Annotated in this window: 16 protein-coding genes; 8 read left to right on the forward strand and 8 right to left on the reverse strand. The window is 58.9% G+C overall.

What is annotated here, in order from left to right:
- Positions 1–3 precede the first annotated feature (3 nt).
- Positions 4–786, forward strand: a complete 783-nt coding sequence (locus I1M21_RS03850; RefSeq protein WP_195192505.1) for a TatD family hydrolase — start codon at positions 4–6, stop codon at positions 784–786.
- Between the two features lie 279 nt (positions 787–1,065).
- Here the strand turns inward: I1M21_RS03850 and I1M21_RS03855 are convergent, their stop codons facing one another.
- The 4 genes from I1M21_RS03855 to deoC all read right to left on the reverse strand — a co-directional run bounded on the left by I1M21_RS03855 (position 1,066) and on the right by deoC (position 4,378).
- Positions 1,066–1,929: a PfkB family carbohydrate kinase gene (locus I1M21_RS03855; RefSeq protein ID WP_195192506.1), complete on the reverse strand. Its 864-nt coding sequence runs from the start codon at positions 1,927–1,929 to the stop codon at positions 1,066–1,068.
- 59 nt (positions 1,930–1,988) lie between these two features.
- On the reverse strand, positions 1,989–2,648 hold the full coding sequence (locus I1M21_RS03860; RefSeq protein WP_324248727.1) for an HAD family hydrolase: 660 nt from the start codon (positions 2,646–2,648) through the stop codon (positions 1,989–1,991).
- Positions 2,649–2,711: 63 nt separating this feature from the next.
- Positions 2,712–3,554 (reverse strand): Cof-type HAD-IIB family hydrolase, encoded by an 843-nt coding sequence (locus I1M21_RS03865; RefSeq protein WP_195192508.1) that lies wholly within the window; start codon positions 3,552–3,554, stop codon positions 2,712–2,714.
- A gap of 149 nt (positions 3,555–3,703) precedes the next feature.
- Entirely contained in the window at positions 3,704–4,378 is a 675-nt protein-coding gene (deoC, locus tag I1M21_RS03870) for a deoxyribose-phosphate aldolase (protein ID WP_195192509.1), read from the reverse strand.
- Positions 4,379–4,996: 618 nt separating this feature from the next.
- Between deoC and I1M21_RS03875 the strand changes: the two genes are divergently transcribed.
- The 3 genes from I1M21_RS03875 to I1M21_RS03885 all read left to right on the forward strand — a co-directional run bounded on the left by I1M21_RS03875 (position 4,997) and on the right by I1M21_RS03885 (position 8,021).
- Entirely contained in the window at positions 4,997–6,043 is a 1,047-nt protein-coding gene (locus I1M21_RS03875; RefSeq protein ID WP_195192510.1) for a hypothetical protein, read from the forward strand.
- A gap of 63 nt (positions 6,044–6,106) precedes the next feature.
- A complete protein-coding gene (locus I1M21_RS03880; protein WP_022094432.1) occupies positions 6,107–6,724 on the forward strand; it encodes an ATP-dependent Clp protease proteolytic subunit in 618 nt (205 codons plus the stop codon).
- On the forward strand, positions 6,717–8,021 hold the full coding sequence (locus tag I1M21_RS03885) for a VirD4-like conjugal transfer protein, CD1115 family (protein WP_195192511.1): 1,305 nt from the start codon (positions 6,717–6,719) through the stop codon (positions 8,019–8,021). Before I1M21_RS03880 ends, I1M21_RS03885 begins: the two co-directional genes overlap by 8 nt.
- Before the next feature lie 141 nt (positions 8,022–8,162).
- Here I1M21_RS03885 and pgi read toward each other — a convergent pair whose 3' ends face one another.
- The gene (pgi, locus tag I1M21_RS03890) at positions 8,163–9,857 is read right to left on the reverse strand and encodes a glucose-6-phosphate isomerase (RefSeq protein ID WP_195192512.1); all 1,695 of its coding nucleotides are present in this window, start codon (positions 9,855–9,857) and stop codon (positions 8,163–8,165) included.
- A gap of 199 nt (positions 9,858–10,056) precedes the next feature.
- Entirely contained in the window at positions 10,057–10,560 is a 504-nt protein-coding gene (locus I1M21_RS03895; protein WP_229025569.1) for an iron-containing alcohol dehydrogenase, read from the reverse strand.
- A 258-nt stretch (positions 10,561–10,818) separates the two neighbouring features.
- On the opposite strand from I1M21_RS03895, the gene I1M21_RS03900 reads away from it, so the two are divergent.
- Complete coding sequence (locus I1M21_RS03900; protein ID WP_195192514.1) at positions 10,819–12,324, forward strand: Y-family DNA polymerase; 1,506 nt, start codon at positions 10,819–10,821, stop codon at positions 12,322–12,324.
- Positions 12,317–12,742: a hypothetical protein gene (locus I1M21_RS03905; RefSeq protein WP_231500777.1), complete on the forward strand. Its 426-nt coding sequence runs from the start codon at positions 12,317–12,319 to the stop codon at positions 12,740–12,742. The genes I1M21_RS03900 and I1M21_RS03905 overlap by 8 nt, the downstream gene beginning before the upstream one ends.
- A 26-nt stretch (positions 12,743–12,768) precedes the next feature.
- On the opposite strand, the gene I1M21_RS03910 is transcribed toward I1M21_RS03905, so the two are convergent.
- Positions 12,769–13,152, reverse strand: a complete 384-nt coding sequence (locus I1M21_RS03910; protein ID WP_195192515.1) for a heavy-metal-associated domain-containing protein — start codon at positions 13,150–13,152, stop codon at positions 12,769–12,771.
- Positions 13,153–13,327: 175 nt separating this feature from the next.
- Between I1M21_RS03910 and I1M21_RS03915 the strand changes: the two genes are divergently transcribed.
- Together I1M21_RS03915 and I1M21_RS03920 are read left to right on the forward strand one after the other, a co-directional pair.
- Positions 13,328–14,032 carry a DUF3793 family protein gene (locus tag I1M21_RS03915; RefSeq protein WP_195192516.1) on the forward strand — a complete coding sequence of 235 codons (705 nt, stop codon included), beginning with the start codon at positions 13,328–13,330 and terminating at the stop codon, positions 14,030–14,032.
- Positions 14,033–14,078: 46 nt separating this feature from the next.
- Positions 14,079–14,498, forward strand: a complete 420-nt coding sequence (locus I1M21_RS03920) for a flavodoxin (RefSeq protein ID WP_195192517.1) — start codon at positions 14,079–14,081, stop codon at positions 14,496–14,498.
- A 132-nt stretch (positions 14,499–14,630) separates the two neighbouring features.
- Here the strand turns inward: I1M21_RS03920 and I1M21_RS03925 are convergent, their stop codons facing one another.
- Entirely contained in the window at positions 14,631–15,383 is a 753-nt protein-coding gene (locus I1M21_RS03925; RefSeq protein ID WP_055286888.1) for an amino acid ABC transporter ATP-binding protein, read from the reverse strand.
- Between the last annotated feature and the right edge of the window lie 2 nt (positions 15,384–15,385).

Below are 15,385 nucleotides of genomic sequence, written 5' to 3' on the forward strand. Positions count from 1 at the left end.
GCGATGGAACCGCAATTCTTTGACACGCATTGTCATCTTGATTTGATGCTCGGCCCCGATGCTGCAGCCAGTGAGTCGGCGGCGTTGGGTCTGGGGCTCTTCGACTGCGGGGTCGACCCACGCGACTTTTCGGCCGCAAACGAGCGCGCCCGTCGCCTACCAGGCATCATCGCTGGCGTTGGGCTCCACCCCTGGTGGCTCGCCGACGGCCGCTGCGGTCCTGCCGAAGTCGATCTGCTTTGCGAAGTTGCTGCCCAAGAGCGCTACATCGGCGAGGTGGGACTCGACTTTTCCGCACGCTTTGCCGGAAGTGAGCCGCTACAAATACAGGCATTTGACCGGCTCTGCGATACACTCGTGCAGCATCCTCTTACCGGGCGCGTGATATCAATTCACGCCGTTCGTTCGGCAGGAGCCGTACTGGACGTCCTCGAATCGCATGGACTACTCATCCCAAACCCCGACTCCCCCGTTATCATCTTCCACTGGTTTAGCGGCACTTCGGACGAACTCGTCCGCGCGCGTGATGCGGGCTGTTATTTTTCCGTCAGCGAACGCATGCTCGCGTCTAAACGAGGACGCGAATACGCACGACAGATTCCACTCGGTCGTTTACTGCTCGAGACCGATGCACCAGCGGAGGCAAACACAGAAACAAGCGCGCAGTCGCTCATCAAATCGCTCACAAGGACCTCAGAACGCATCGCCTCGCTCAAAAATTGTGACGCAAAGCGCATCGAGTCGGCAGTTTTAACAAATGCGCACTCTGTTTTTGACCTTCGCTAGCCCCGGTGGACAAAAAATGCCAAATATGAGTACTGTTGCAAATCCAGTCACATTATTTTACGGCAAAATAGTGCCTTGATAATGTACAGCTATCCATTATCAAGGCACTTTAAGGTGGTTAAAGTCATTTTTAGCAGGTTTTAATCGCTCGCAGACACCCAACTAGGCCCTCAAAAGCTAAATTTCGCTGTTACTAAATTAGTGACAGTACTCATATTTAGCATTTTTTGTCCACGGAGTCCCGGGGAGGCGACAATTCGACTCCCCGGGGCTGCTCGCCTATTCGGAAATCGGCGCCCCATGGCCCCAAGAGCCTTCCATGCCGCATACGGTCGAAGCAAACCCCGCCGCAAAGTCGAGTGCGCGCTCGATGGCCTCGGCGCCATCCTCGCCACGCTTGACAGAATCGAGATAGCACATCAAGAACGAAGTCAGGAACGAGTCACCCGCACCCATGGTGTCCTTCATTTCCGTTACCGGTTTAGCCAGTTGGCGGTAATAACGATCGCCATCATAGGCAATGCAGCCCTCAGCGCCAGCCGTTGCCGATACAAAACGCGGACCTAGGCTCTTCACCCATGCCAGACGCTCGCGAATCTCATCCTCGCTCGCGGCGTCTGCCGCGCTAAAGAATGCGAAGTCAACGTAGGGAGCAATCTGCTCGTAGTACTCGTCGGTCGAATCGTCCGAGAAGTCAAACGAAACCGTGATGCCCGCGGCCTTCAACTTGGGAAGTTCGCGCTCGGTAAAGCAATAGTTGCCCGAGTGGACTACGTCGAACTGCTTCATGTACGCAAGGTCAAAGCGATCGAGCACATAGCGAGCATCACCACGGATGCCACCCTCATTGGAGCCAAGGAAAACACGGTCGCCGTTAACGACGGTCACGCGCGCAGCACCATTCTCACCGATGAGCTGCTTGCATTTGGCTAGTTCAACGTCCTCATCTTCAAGACTCGCAATCACGTGCTCGGCAGCAGCGTCATTACCAAAGATGCCCATATACGCGGAGCGCGCGGCTCCGCATTTCTTGGCATACACGGCAAAGTTCACCGCATTGCCACCCGGATACATCGTGCGAATATGCTCGTAGCGGTCGACGACGTTGTCGCCAAACCCCAGTGCGCTCACGTTAAATGCCATAGCGCGCCCCTCTCTTATGCCAACGGAACCACTGTTGTGACAGCAGTACCGCCCAGGATCTACGCGAGTTCCAGTAGCTCCGGCAGCTGGTCGATAATCTTGTCCGCGGCATCCTGGCTAAAGCCAAAGCGCTCCTCGCGCTTGGCAATGACTGTCAGGCCGGCTCGCTTGCCGGCAGTGATGCCAGGCACCGAATCCTCAACGCAGCAGCAGCGATTCGCGGGCAGCCCCAGCAGGTCCAGCGCATGCAGGTAGATGTCGGGCTCGGGCTTGCTCTCCTTAAACTGCTCGCCGCTCACCACATACTCAAAGGCATCCGACAGCCCGCATGCGTTGAGCACTTCCTCGATGCTATCCATGGGAGACGAGCTGGCAAGCGCCACGCGAACGCCGCGGCGCGGCAGCTCTCGAATCGTATCCACGGCGCCTGGGTTAATCAAAGCCTGATAGTCGCGCGGACGCTCATGCGCCCACTCGTCCCAACGGGCCAACGCTTCCTCGCCAGTGAAATGCCCCTTACCGGCGCGCTCAAACCAATCGACCAACATATGCAGGAAGAACTGATGCGAGGTACCGACCTGCCCATTCAACTCCTCTTGAGTCAGGTTAAGCCCAAGCTCCTTGGCAAACGCGGCAGTCTCGCCCAGGTAGTAATACTCGGTATCGACAATGACGCCGTCCATGTCAAAGATAACGGCGTCGAACGGAAATGCGGACACGGCACCCTCCCTAACAAAAGGGCGCCTGTAAGCAGGCGCCTGAACCATGCATTATCGGCGATTCTAACCCAGCAGCTTATCCAGCGCCACCGCAATACCGTCTTCGTTGTTATTGGCGGTCACCATCTGGGCTACCGCCTTAACCTCATCGACGGCGTTACCCATGGCAACACCGGTACCCGCCCACTCAATCATGGACTTGTCGTTCTGGCCGTCGCCAAACGATACGACCTCGCTGGCATCGATGCCGAGCTTGGGCAGGGCACCCTCGAGCGCACGGGCTTTGTCGATACCGGGCGCCGTGTACTCAAAGTACCAGTCGGCCGTAAACATGCCCGAAAGCGTCTGCTTAAAGGGCGCATACATCTCCTCGTAATGCGCCTGCAGGTAGGCCGGATCGCCCGCCGTCAGCAGCTTGTCCACGGGATAAGCATCAGCGACCTCATGCAGGCTCTCGACCTCGCGGATCTTAAGGTCGCAGGCATCGCGCTCGTATTTGACGATGTTTTTCTGCGAGCCATCCAGCAGCGTGATCATGCAGCGGTACGAATCCTCGACGTGCAGATCGCGACCAAGCGAAATCATAGGGATCACGTCAAAATTACGCAGGTGATCAATCAGACGGTGCAGCTCGTCAGCCGGCATGGCCTGGTCAAAAAGAACCTCATCGGTCTGAGCGTCGACCACATGCGCGCCATTAAAGGCAACCAGCAGACCGTCATGGTTTTGAAGGTCGAGCTCCTGCGCCAGAGCATGTAGTCCCCATGCGGGACGGCCCGAAGCCAAAATGAGCTTAATGCCCGACTCCTGCGCCGCGAGCAGCTTTTCGCGCGTGCGCGGGCTGATGACCTTTTGGTCGTTGGTGAGCGTACCGTCGATATCCATCGCGATGGCTTTGATTGCCATATATGCCTCCCTGTCATTGAACAACCTTGTCTGAGCCATCATACAGAACACCCATCGCGACTCCGTTTACAACGGGCAAAAAGTCATATTGTCCCGAACATGAACGGCATGTGGTCGTGAAGCTTTATCGCTCAGGTCAAATACGTCTGCTAGCGACGCTCATCCGTCGGTGCGCCGTCGACGATCGCGATGCCCGCCGAGGCACCCAACGCGCTGGCGCCGGCCTCGATGAATGCGCAAGCCTCTTCGTAATTATGGATACCGCCCGCCGCCTTGATTGCCACGGCATCGCCGAGCACCTCGTGCATCAGCCGCACGTCCTCGAGCTTAGCACCGCCAAAGCTTCTGCCAGTCGATGTCTTAAGGAATCCCGGCTTAGCCTCCAGCGCGATCTCGCATACACGGCGCTTGGCGGCGTCGTCGCCGTCCAGTTTGCACATCTCGACGATCACCTTGTCAGTGATGCCATGCGCGCGACAAAAATCAGCAATGGTAGTCATCTCGCGCTCGATGGCATCAAAATCGCGGTTCTCGACCGACTCCTGATTCAAAACGTAGTCAATCTCGGTAAAGCCACACGCAGCGTATTCCTCAAACCTCGCAAGCTTCTCCTCAAGCGTCATAGTGCCCTGGGGAAAGTCGATGGCGCCGGCAAGGATGATGTCAGAGCCCTCGAGCATGGCGCGGCCCGTCTCGTACTCCTGAAGGTTCGCAAATACGCAGCGAAAGTTGTACTTTAACGCCTTCTCGACATACTGCTCAAACTTGTCCTCGGGGGCATCGATATAGTCGATGTATTTATTGATGGGTTTGGCAAGCGTCATACTGGGCCTCCTTGTTCGGGGCTGACAACCGATTCGTGGTTTCACGCGAAAAACCACGTTCAATGTACGCCCGACATGCAAGGACAGCGTCCGCATTCCGACAAGTGGTATGAAATTAGCCGTAAACGTTTATTTACGGACAGCGAATGGCACCGCACGCGGATGCCGACAGCAAGACATCCCCCCCCTCAATACACCCTCATGCCCATTTAAATAGCAAGGGGCCCGTATCTGTTGGGATACGGGCCCCTTTCGGCCATGACCCATCTCAGCAACAAAGGCTACTTGCGGTGAGCGCGGTAGAACTCGATCGCACCATCTTATCCGAGCCGGGGCACGTTCGCATAGCGTGGCGCGTGACGGTTGCAAAACCACTCCATTTGAAACAAAGGAAAAAAAGTACTTGCAAAGACGCGTTCCGACATATAAGTTGATAAAAGACCGCCGTTGCGGTTTTAAGTAGATCGAGCATATGAAGTTTGAGTTTTAGCGTGTAAGAGAAGGAAGATCGGCAAAGTACAACCCCAAACGCAATGACAACTTAATGAGGTAACTGCCACATGTGAGGCACCCAGGGCATTGCTGTCTCGATTTTGAGCACGATGCCTTCCGCCTTGCATGGGCCGTTCCATCCCGCCCCTGCAGCAACTGCCTCACGGGCTCATTGAAAACCGCATAGCACCCCAACGTCAGCACATCACCCACGGCAAGCACATCACTCACGACAACCAACACATCAACAAACAGCACGAACATCAACCGATTGGAGAAGCTATGACAAACCACCACGCTGAAGACGGCGATAAGAAAAGCATTCTGGATGCCCGCATTGAGCGAGCATATGCAAACGAATATGACGCCGCCTTTGCCGCCGCGACCATCAAGAACTACGCGTCGCTACCGCTCGCGACGATCTTGGCCGACCACCCTCAACTGCTGAAGCGCTGCACAAAGATCATGGGCGACCCCGACATTCGCAAGCTGACAGACCCCTATGCCCCAAAACGCGACAACGATTCGTACGTTCTTACCGTAGGCTGCCTAGCCCATATGCTTACGGCGCTCGACACGAAACTCAAGCTCGAATGGGAACCCGACGAGCGTCATGAACTCGAAAGCAAGCGGAACACCCTGCGCACCGCACTGTTCCTTCCGTTGGACGGCCTCAAGCGCTGCAACGTCGAGCTCAATACACAGGCGCGGCAAAAGCCCGGGACCACGGGGCAGAAAACTCCAAGACCCCATGCGGCCATTGTCGACCGCAACCGATATAACCGCATGACCGCGCACTTTTCTGCCGAGGGAGTAGCCATAAGGACGCTGATCGACCTGCTGTGCCTCCTGAGCATCAACGAGCTATTTGAGGGCTATCTCGCCCTTGTTCCCGCGACGGCACCCAAGTCGGTAGCAAAGATCATCGAAACCTGCAGACGCCAGTTTGAGCGCCACCGCAATGGCAGCGAGATGAACGCCAGCATCGCGCAGTACTACGCGGCTCATTACAAAAATGACGGATGCGCCCCTGTCGAGCATCAGTTGCGGCTCGCCTACACCACGCCCGTCGCAACGCTCCATCGCTTTGGAGCCCTTGGCGCTTGCGAGCCGCACGAACAGGCAGCCTGCCCCACAACCGAGCTCGATCTCAGGCTCGGACGAACCCTGTAGCCCGCCAGCCCCTCCGCGGGCAACAATCCTATTCCACAACACAACCAACAGAAAGGAGTCCTCATGGACACCAATCATTCCCCCATCATCAGCCCCCTCACCATGCGTGAATCCGCCCGAGGTATCACGCTCACCAGCATTTACGATGAGATGCTCGCCCGTCGCGAGCTCTCCGTCATGGGAAACATCGAAACCCCGATGGCCCATGACCTATGCCAGCAGATCCGCCTGCTCGATGCCACCGACCCCAGCCGCCCCATCACCATATTTGTCGCCAGCGCCGGCGGAAGCGTGCGATCGGGTCTTGCGATCTATGACGCCATGCGCCTCGCATCGTGCCCCATCCGCACCGTCTGCCTGGAATTCGCCGCGTCCATGGGCGCCGTGATCTTTATGGGCGGCGACGATCGCCGTATGGCGCCCCATGCAGAGCTCATGATTCACGACCCACTGATCCCCCAGGGGGCAGGCGGCTCGGCACTTGCGCTGCAGGAAACCAGCCGGCGTCTCATGCAGACCCGCAAGACCCTCACACAAATCCTCTCGGACCGCAGCGGCCTCACGCCCAAGCGCATCCAGTCCCTCACTGCAAAAGACACCTACCTTTCGGCCGAGCGCGCCGTCGAGCTCGGCTTTGCCCACGAAATCCTCTCGACCACCAAGGAGGTCGCCCATGTCTAACCTCGCCAGCCGCCTCGCCGCATCTGAGTCCGCATCGTCCACCATCCTCGCCAAGGATCGAACGCTTTCCTGCGACACCCGCCAAACGGGACTCAACAACAACGCACTTGTGATCGGCCCCTCGGGAGCCGGCAAGACCCGAAACGTCCTTAAGCCCAACCTGCTTCAGATGAATGCGAGCTATATCGTGCTCGACACCAAAGGGACGCTCTGTCGCGAAGTGGGACCCGTGCTGGCAGCCCACGGTTACCGCGTGCAATGTCTCAACTTCGCCGACCTCAACACCGTCCCGGCCCTTGCGCCCGGCATCGAGCGCTGCGGCTACAACCCCCTGAGGCACATTCGCCGCAAGGCGGACGGCAGGCCCAACCAGCAGGACATCCTCTCGGTGGCAAAGGCCATCTGCCCCATCGAGGATAACAACCAGCCTTTTTGGGATCATGCGGCGGCAAACCTGCTGTCGTGTCTTATCGCCTACGTCACCGAACAGCTACCCGACGACGAGCAGACGATCAGCTCGGTCATCAAGCTGATCGAGCACCTGCAGGACGGTGCCACGGGCCGATTGTTTGACGACCTGATCACGACTGACCCCCAAAGCTATGCCCTCTCGCTATGGCGGCGCTACGCCATTACGCAAAATGCCGAGCGCATGCACGCGAGCATCGTCGGTATCCTTGCCGAAAAGGTCATGTGTCTGGGATTCGACGGTGCGGCACAGCTCTATCGTGAGTGCCATCAGGTGGACTTTGCTTCCATGGGACACACCCCCTGCGCCCTGTTTGTAACCGTAAGCGATATTGACCGCAATCTCGATCCGCTGACCGGCCTCTTTATTACGCAGGCGTTTATGGGCCTCATTCGCGAAGCCGATAAGCAGCCCGACGGCAGCCTGCCCGTGCCCGTGCGCTTTATGCTCGATGACTTCGCAAATCTGCAGATCCCCCAGATCGACAACGTGCTCTCGATTATCCGAAGCCGCAACATCTGGGCAACGCTGCTGCTGCAGTCGACCAACCAGCTCGATGCGCTCTATGGCGAGGCACGCGCACGCTCCATCATGGGCAACTGCGACACGCATCTGGTACTGGCGTTCCAGGATCCCGAGAGTGCCCGGGTGTTTTCCGACCGCGCCGACGCGCTGCCCAGCACGCTCATGGCAACGCCGATTGATCGCTCGTGGCTCTTTGTACGCGGTCGCACTCCCGAACAGGTCGAGCGCTTTAGGCTCGAAGACCATCCGCTCTACGGGGAGCTGCCCGAGGCGCAGCGAGGTCATGCGGAGGCCGAGCTCTAGACGCAGGGCCCTCGCAGCACGCGACGCTCCGGCGAAGATCCTTAAAGGCCGTGCGCCCCGGGGCCACGGCAAAGCAAAGGGGCCCGCATCCGATGGGATACGGGCCCCTGGCTATAAGACGCGATGCGTTAACAGCAGCGACTACTTGCGATGCGCGCGGTAGAACTCGATGAGCGCCTGGGTCGAAGCGTCCTGCTCGGCCTTGGCGGCGTCATCGTGGAAGGCAGGGGTGATCTGCTTGGCAAGCTGCTTGCCAAGCTCAACGCCCCACTGGTCGTAGGAGTCGATACCCCAGACCGTGCCCTCGACAAACGTGATGTGCTCGTACAGGGCGATGAGCTCGCCGAGCGCGAACGGGGTCAGCGTGTCGCCGAAGATCGAGGTCGTCGGGCGGTTGCCCTCAAAGCAGCGAGCCGGGACGATCTGCTCGGGCGTGCCCTCGGCACGAACCTCGTCGGCCGTCTTCCCAAAGGCAAGCGCCTTGGTCTGGGCAAGGAAGTTGCCCAGGAACAGCTCGTGCACGTCCTGACCGCTGTCGGTCGCAGGGTTGGCGGTATTGGCAAAGGCGATGAAGTCGGCCGGAACCACCACGGTGCCCTGATGCAGCAGCTGGTAGAAGGCATGCTGGCCGTTGGTGCCGGGCTCGCCCCAGAAGATCTCACCGGTATCGGAGGTCACGGCGTTGCCATCCCAGCGGACATGCTTGCCGTTGGACTCCATGGTGAGCTGCTGCAGGTAGGCCGGGAAACGATGCAGGTACTGGCAGTACGGCAGCACGGCGTGGCTCTTGGAACCGAAGAAGTTGACGTACCAGACGTTGAACAGGCCCATCAGCGCGACGGCATTGTTCTCGAGCGGCGTGTTGCAGAAGTACTCGTCGATAGCGTGGAAGCCCTCGAGGAACTGCTGGAAGCGCTCGGGACCGAGCACAACGATCAGCGACAGACCCACGGCGGAGTCGACGGAGTAGCGGCCGCCGACCCAGTTCCAGAAGCCGAAGGCGTTGGCGGGGTCGATACCGAAGGCCTCGACCTTCTCGAGTGCGGTGGAAACGGCGACGAAGTGCTTTGCCACGGCCTCGGCGTTCTGCTCATCGGAGCCGTCGATGGCGCCCTGAGCCTTGAGCTGCTCGAGCATCCAGGTCTTGACCTCGCGGGCGTTGGTGAGGGTCTCGAGCGTGGTGAAGGTCTTGGAGACGATGATCACGAGCGTGGTCTCGGGATCCAGGCCCTTGAGCTTCTCGGCCTGGTCGTTGGGGTCGATGTTGGAGATGTAGCGGCAGTCGATACCGGCGTCGGCATAGGGACGCAGAGCCTCGTAAGCCATGACCGGGCCCAGATCGGAGCCGCCGATGCCGATGGACACCAGGTGCTCGATCTTCTTGCCGGTAACGCCCTTCCACTCACCGGAGCGCACGCGCTCGGCGAAGGCATACATGCGATCGAGGACCTCGTGCACGTCGGCGACGACGTCCTGGCCGTCGACGATGAGCTGGCCCTTCTCGGTTGCGGGGCGGCGAAGCGCGGTGTGCAGGACGGCGCGGTCCTCGGTGGTGTTAATGTGCTCGCCGGAGAACATGGCGTCGCGGCGCTCCTCGAGCTTCACCTCGCGGGCAAGATCGCACAGCAGCTTGACGGTCTCATCGGTCACCAGGTTCTTCGACAGATCAAAGTGCAGGTCACCGGCGTCAAAGCTCAGCTTGTTCACGCGCTCGGCATCGGCGGCGAACCAGGCCTTGAGGTCGATACCATCGGCCTCGAGCTTCTCCTGATGAGCCTCGAGTGCCTTCCAAGCGGCAGTCGACGTAGCATCGATAGGTGCGGCAACAGTTGCCATAGAGTCCTCCTCAGCATACGGGCGCACGCCTCCATGCGCCCGGACATTCAGATGCCACTATTCTAGCGCAGGTCAAGACTGCAATCAGCGAGCGTTGCCAATCGGCCCCTAAACGGCAACCGATCAAAAAGGGACAGGCTTATTTTGGCAGGTCAAACGCTTTACCAACCAAAAATAACCCGTCCTTTTATGGCAAATATTAGGCCGCGGCGCAGACGCTACCGAGTAACTCACGCAGAGGAGACCCGATGCCCTCCAGCAGTTCGGGCGCGATAATGGCAAAAACGGGAACCTCGCCGGTGCCCACGACAGCAGGCACCTTGCCCTCCGAGACAATGCATCCATAAGGCACAAAGCCGTCTTCGCCGGCATCGAGCGCCGCCATGCGACGCGCGAGCTCGCGCGCAAAGCCCGCCGTATCGGCATCGCCGATCGCCAGGACAAAGTCCACGCCTTCGTCGGTCGCCAGGGCCACGGCTTCGTCGATCAGTTCGTCTCCCCCATCGCCCCCGACCAAGCCGCAGCGAAAAAGCACGCGTTCGAGCAGAGCTCGATCAAGCGAGGCGAGCGCCGCCGAGACGAGCTCATCGTGCGTATGTTTGTCACCGCCCAACACGACCAGCGCCTTGGTGCCACCGTAGTGAGCGACCAATCGTCCGCACCAGCGAGCCACGTCTCCATCCGCAACAAGGCGCGTCGGCATACCAAACCCATAATTGACCATCTTTTCCACAACCCTTCCGTGCGTATAGGCGGTATCAATCGTTAGGCTCATGCTACGAAGCGAGGTTTTCCGAGCTGTTTCGCACTCTTTAGAGCTGCGTTAAAACCCGATCCAACCGCACGACCATACCTACCAAAACAAACCAGTCCCTTTTTGACAAGTTTTGACGATGTCCGGATGAGCGGGTATTATCGAACATGTATTCGATAAGAACATGTGTTTGATGAAAGGGCACGGATGGCGCACGAGCAGCACACCTATATCTGCATCGACCTCAAGACGTTTTATGCCAGCGTCGAGTGCGTCGATCGTGGGCTCGATCCGCTCACCACCAACCTGGTCGTTGCCGACGAATCGCGCGGGCGCACGACCATCTGCCTCGCCATCACACAGGCTATGAAGGACTTAGGGATTCACAACCGCTGCCGCCTATTTGAGATTCCCGATGGCATCGACTACATCACGGCCGTACCGCGCATGCATCATTACATGGAGGTGTCGGCGAAAATCTACGGTATCTATCTGGAATACGTCAGCCCCCAGGACGTGCACGTCTACTCCATCGATGAGTGCTTTATCGACGTGACGCCCTATCTGGACCTCTATCACACAGATGCGGAAGGGTTCGCCTGCACGCTGCGCGACGAGGTCCTCGCGCGCACCGGCATCACGGCGACGGTCGGCATCGGCCCCAACCTATTCCAGGCCAAGGTGGCGCTCGATATCACCGCCAAGCACGTGCCCAGTCGCATCGGCAAACTCGACGACGAGACCTTTCGCAAGGAGATCTGGCCCCATCGCCCCATCACCGACATCTGGGGCATCGGCCCCGGCGTGGCAGCCCGACTCGAAAAGTATGGCGTCTACGACCTGATGGGCGTCGCCGCACTCGACGAGAACCTGCTCTACGACGAACTCGGCGTCAATGCCGAATATCTTATCGACCACGCCTTCGGGCGCGAGCCGACAACCATCGCCGATATCCAAGCCTATCGCCCGCAGGCAACTTCGACCACCACAGGACAGGTGCTCTCGAAGGGTTATGCCTACGAACAGGCCTATACCGTCTTGCGCGAGATGGTCGACAACGCCGTTTTAGATTTGGTCGATAAGCACGTGGTCTGCGACAGTATCTCGCTCTTTGTGGGCTACGCGAGCGAACGCGCCGACATACGCCGCCTCGACGCCAGCGGTACAGCGCAGTATGTGGACGGATGCGGGCACCTGCGCTCGAGCACATCGAGTATCGAACCCACCGCAACCGCCGGCCCCGAGCTCGCGCCCCGTGCGCCCAAGCCCGTCCAGCGCGATGACGAACGGCGTCGCCTGGTGCGCGAAGCGCAGGCAATCGATGGCATCTTTGTGGGAGAGCATGGCGGCAAACCGCGCGGTGGCTATGCCGCACTCTTTGCGCACTCTAACGCCTCGCGAAAGCTGCCCGAGCGTACCAATTCGTTCAAGAAGATCATGGGCTATTTCGATGAGCTCTGGGCGCAGACTGTCGATCCCAAACGACCGGTCAAGCGCATCAATCTGGGATTTGGCAACCTCATGCCCGAGGAATTTGCCACCATCGATCTGTTCAGCGATATCGAGGCCGATGAGCGCGAGCGCGACCTGGCACGCGCCGTGCTGGCCGTGAAAGGCAAATACGGCAAGAACGCGCTGGTTAAGGGGCTGAGCTTTACCGCCGGCGCCACCGCGCGCGAACGCAACGATCAGGTAGGAGGACATCGTGCCTAAGTCCCAACAACAGCCGATGCGGCCACCGACACCTTTTGAACGCCTAGCGGACCCCGAGGGAAGACGTCGCTCCGCCGACCCAAAGCTCACCGCCAACGGCACCGTCCGTGCCGGCCGTGCCGCGCAGTTTATGCCCTTTGCCGCCCTCACGGGATACTACGAGCTCGTGCGTAAACAAGAGATCACCGCCGAGCCAAAATGCGAACTCACAGAAGAAAAAGCCCTCGAACTTTCGAAAAAGCTCGAGGGCCTCAAGCGCGGCGACTTGGTTCGTGTCACCTATTACGATACATACGGCTATCGCAGCCGCACCGGCATCCTCGACGAGGCGCTCCCTGCTTTCAAACTCCTCAAGCTCAAAGATATCGCCATCGACTTCGACGACATCCAGGACATCGAGCTACGCGGACGAGCCTAGGCAAGGACGCGCATCCAAGGCAAGGCCTACAGCGTCATGACGTAGTAACCCGCATCTCTCACGGCAGCCTCAAGGACACCGCGATCGATCGGCCGCTTGGAGCGCACGCGCGCTGTGTGGTCCGCATACGTCACCGTTGCCCACACGCCATCCAGCGCATTGAGAGCATTGGCTACGTTCTGAGCGCAGCCGTCACAGCTCATGCCGCCGATGAGCAGCTCATCGCTATAGGGATAGTGCGATGCATCGGTATCCACCACAACAACCTTTTTGGCCTTCTTACCGCTCGCGCCATCGCTGCAGCAGCTCTTTCCGTGTGTCGAAGCGACAATGCGACGCAGTCCAAAAAACATGCCGACGGCAATGACGGCCAACACGATGAGATTCGCAGGGTTGAGCAAGTCGCTCATGCGTTCCCCTTTCAAGTAGCACTATCTAGATACCCCCATGGGGTGTCCCCATCTTAACCCAAAATCGTGTCCGTTCGGTCAATTAGTTTCCCTCTTCAAACTTTTTTGTTGACCATGGCTTACTTTCGTGTATAAGTTTTCCTAGGCTAACAACTGAGGACCCGAAAGGAGCATCGTGACTCGAACCATTGACATCCCAACATACCAAACGGCTGTCGTGCGCAACTGCTCCCCTACGCTCGCAGGTATCAAGCCGGCTTCGCTCTTTACCTATCCCGGCGTTTACGCTAACCAAAACGGAAAACCCGGCGCCGCCCATATCGAAGAGCGACGCTCTCGCCTGCTCGCCGTCATAGCCCAATGCAACCGCGAGCTCCAGCCACTCGGAATCCATATGAGCGTTTTGGTCTGGCGCCCCTGCGGAGCGCTCATCTATGTGTATCGCCCTGCGGACCTCATGCGATACCTCTCCGACCCCCGTGCCACGACGGCGCTAGCCGCCGAAGGTTACGATGTCCACAACCTGCCCGCATCCCTGGTGCATCTCGCCGCGCGCATCACGCTGGCAAGCAGCAATGCCGCAGAAAGCGCCTATGACGGCAGCGTCTGCGCACTCGCGCGAAATAGGCACTGCGATACGGGCTGCACGTGCGAGTTCCCCCACGAAATTGGCTATTTTTTGGGCTATCCCTACGAAGATGTCCATCAGTTTATCGTCCAGCACGGCGAAAACTATAAGGTCTTTGGCGCATGGAAGGTATACACAAACGTTGAGCAGGCACTCACGACCTTCGATTCCTATCGCGCATGCACGCAATACCTTACCTACATCTATCAACAGGGCTGCACCCTGAAACAACTTGTCCAGGCAACCCGATAGAGCATACAAAACGCGGCCGCACGCCGCACAACCGAAAGGAAAACACATGAGCAAGATCGCAGTCGTCTACTGGAGTGGTACAGGCAACACCGAGGCCATGGCAAACTTCGTTGCCGAGGGCGCAACCGGTGCCGGCGCCGAGGCAGAGGTCATCTCCTGCGCCGACTTCTCCGCAGACAAGGCCGCCGGCTATGACGCCATTGCCTTCGGCTGCCCCGCCATGGGTTCCGAGGAGCTTGAGTATGACGAGTTCCAGCCTATGTGGGACGAGGTCAAGGAGACCCTCGGCGATAAGAAGGTCGTCCTCTTTGGCTCCTACTCGTGGGCCGAGGGCGAGTGGATGGACAATTGGAAGGCCGATGCCGACGAGGCGGGCGTCAACGTCGTCGATTCCGTCATTTGCTACGATGCGCCCGACGATGAGGGCGAGGCGGCCTGCAAGGCTCTGGGAGCAGAGCTGGCCTAACGAAGCCGCCAGAAAGCCGCAAGGCAACTGACAGCCGAGTACCGCGCAACAACAGTAGCTCATGCCCAAACAAAAACGGGGGCCGGATACCATCCGGTCCCCGTTTGTTATATCGACAACCTCGATGCGCCGCTACGAGATATTGCCCAAGAACGCCTTGGTACGCTCGCTCTTGGGGTGGTCGAAGACCTCGCTCGGCGTACCCTCTTCCACGATAACGCCGCCGTCCATAAAGACAACGCGGTCGGCGACGTCGCGGGCAAAGCCCATTTCGTGCGTCACGACGATCATGGTCATACCGTCACGTGCCAGGTCGCGCATAACGCCCAATACGTCACGGACAAGCTCAGGGTCGAGCGCCGAGGTCGCCTCGTCAAAGAGCATGACGTGCGGGTTCATCGACAGGGCGCGGGCGATGGCCACGCGCTGCTGCTGGCCGCCCGAGAGCTGGCTCGGCATAAAATCGATGCGCTCGGCCAGACCGACCTTGGTGAGTTCCTCGACGGCGATCTTCTCGGCCTCTTCCTTGCTGCGCTTGAGCACCTTTTGCTGCGCAAGCATGACGTTCTTTTTGACTGAGAGGTGCGGGAACAAATTGAACTGCTGGAACACCATACCCAGATGCGTGCGCACTTTGTTGAGGTCGACACCCTTGGCGCACACATCCACGCCCTCAACGATAATCGAGCCGCTCGTGGGATGCTCCAGACGATTGATGCAGCGAAGCATCGTCGACTTGCCCGAGCCCGAGGGGCCCAGGACAACGACGACCTCGCCCTTGTGCACATCCAGATCGATATCGCGCAGGACCACGTTATCGCCAAAGGCCTTCTGGAGGTTCTTGATGCTGACGACGACCTCGTTCGAGTTATTGGTTTCGCTCATGA

The organism is Collinsella aerofaciens, assembly GCF_015546965.1.
Taxonomy (GTDB): Bacteria; Actinomycetota; Coriobacteriia; order Coriobacteriales; family Coriobacteriaceae; genus Collinsella; species Collinsella aerofaciens_X.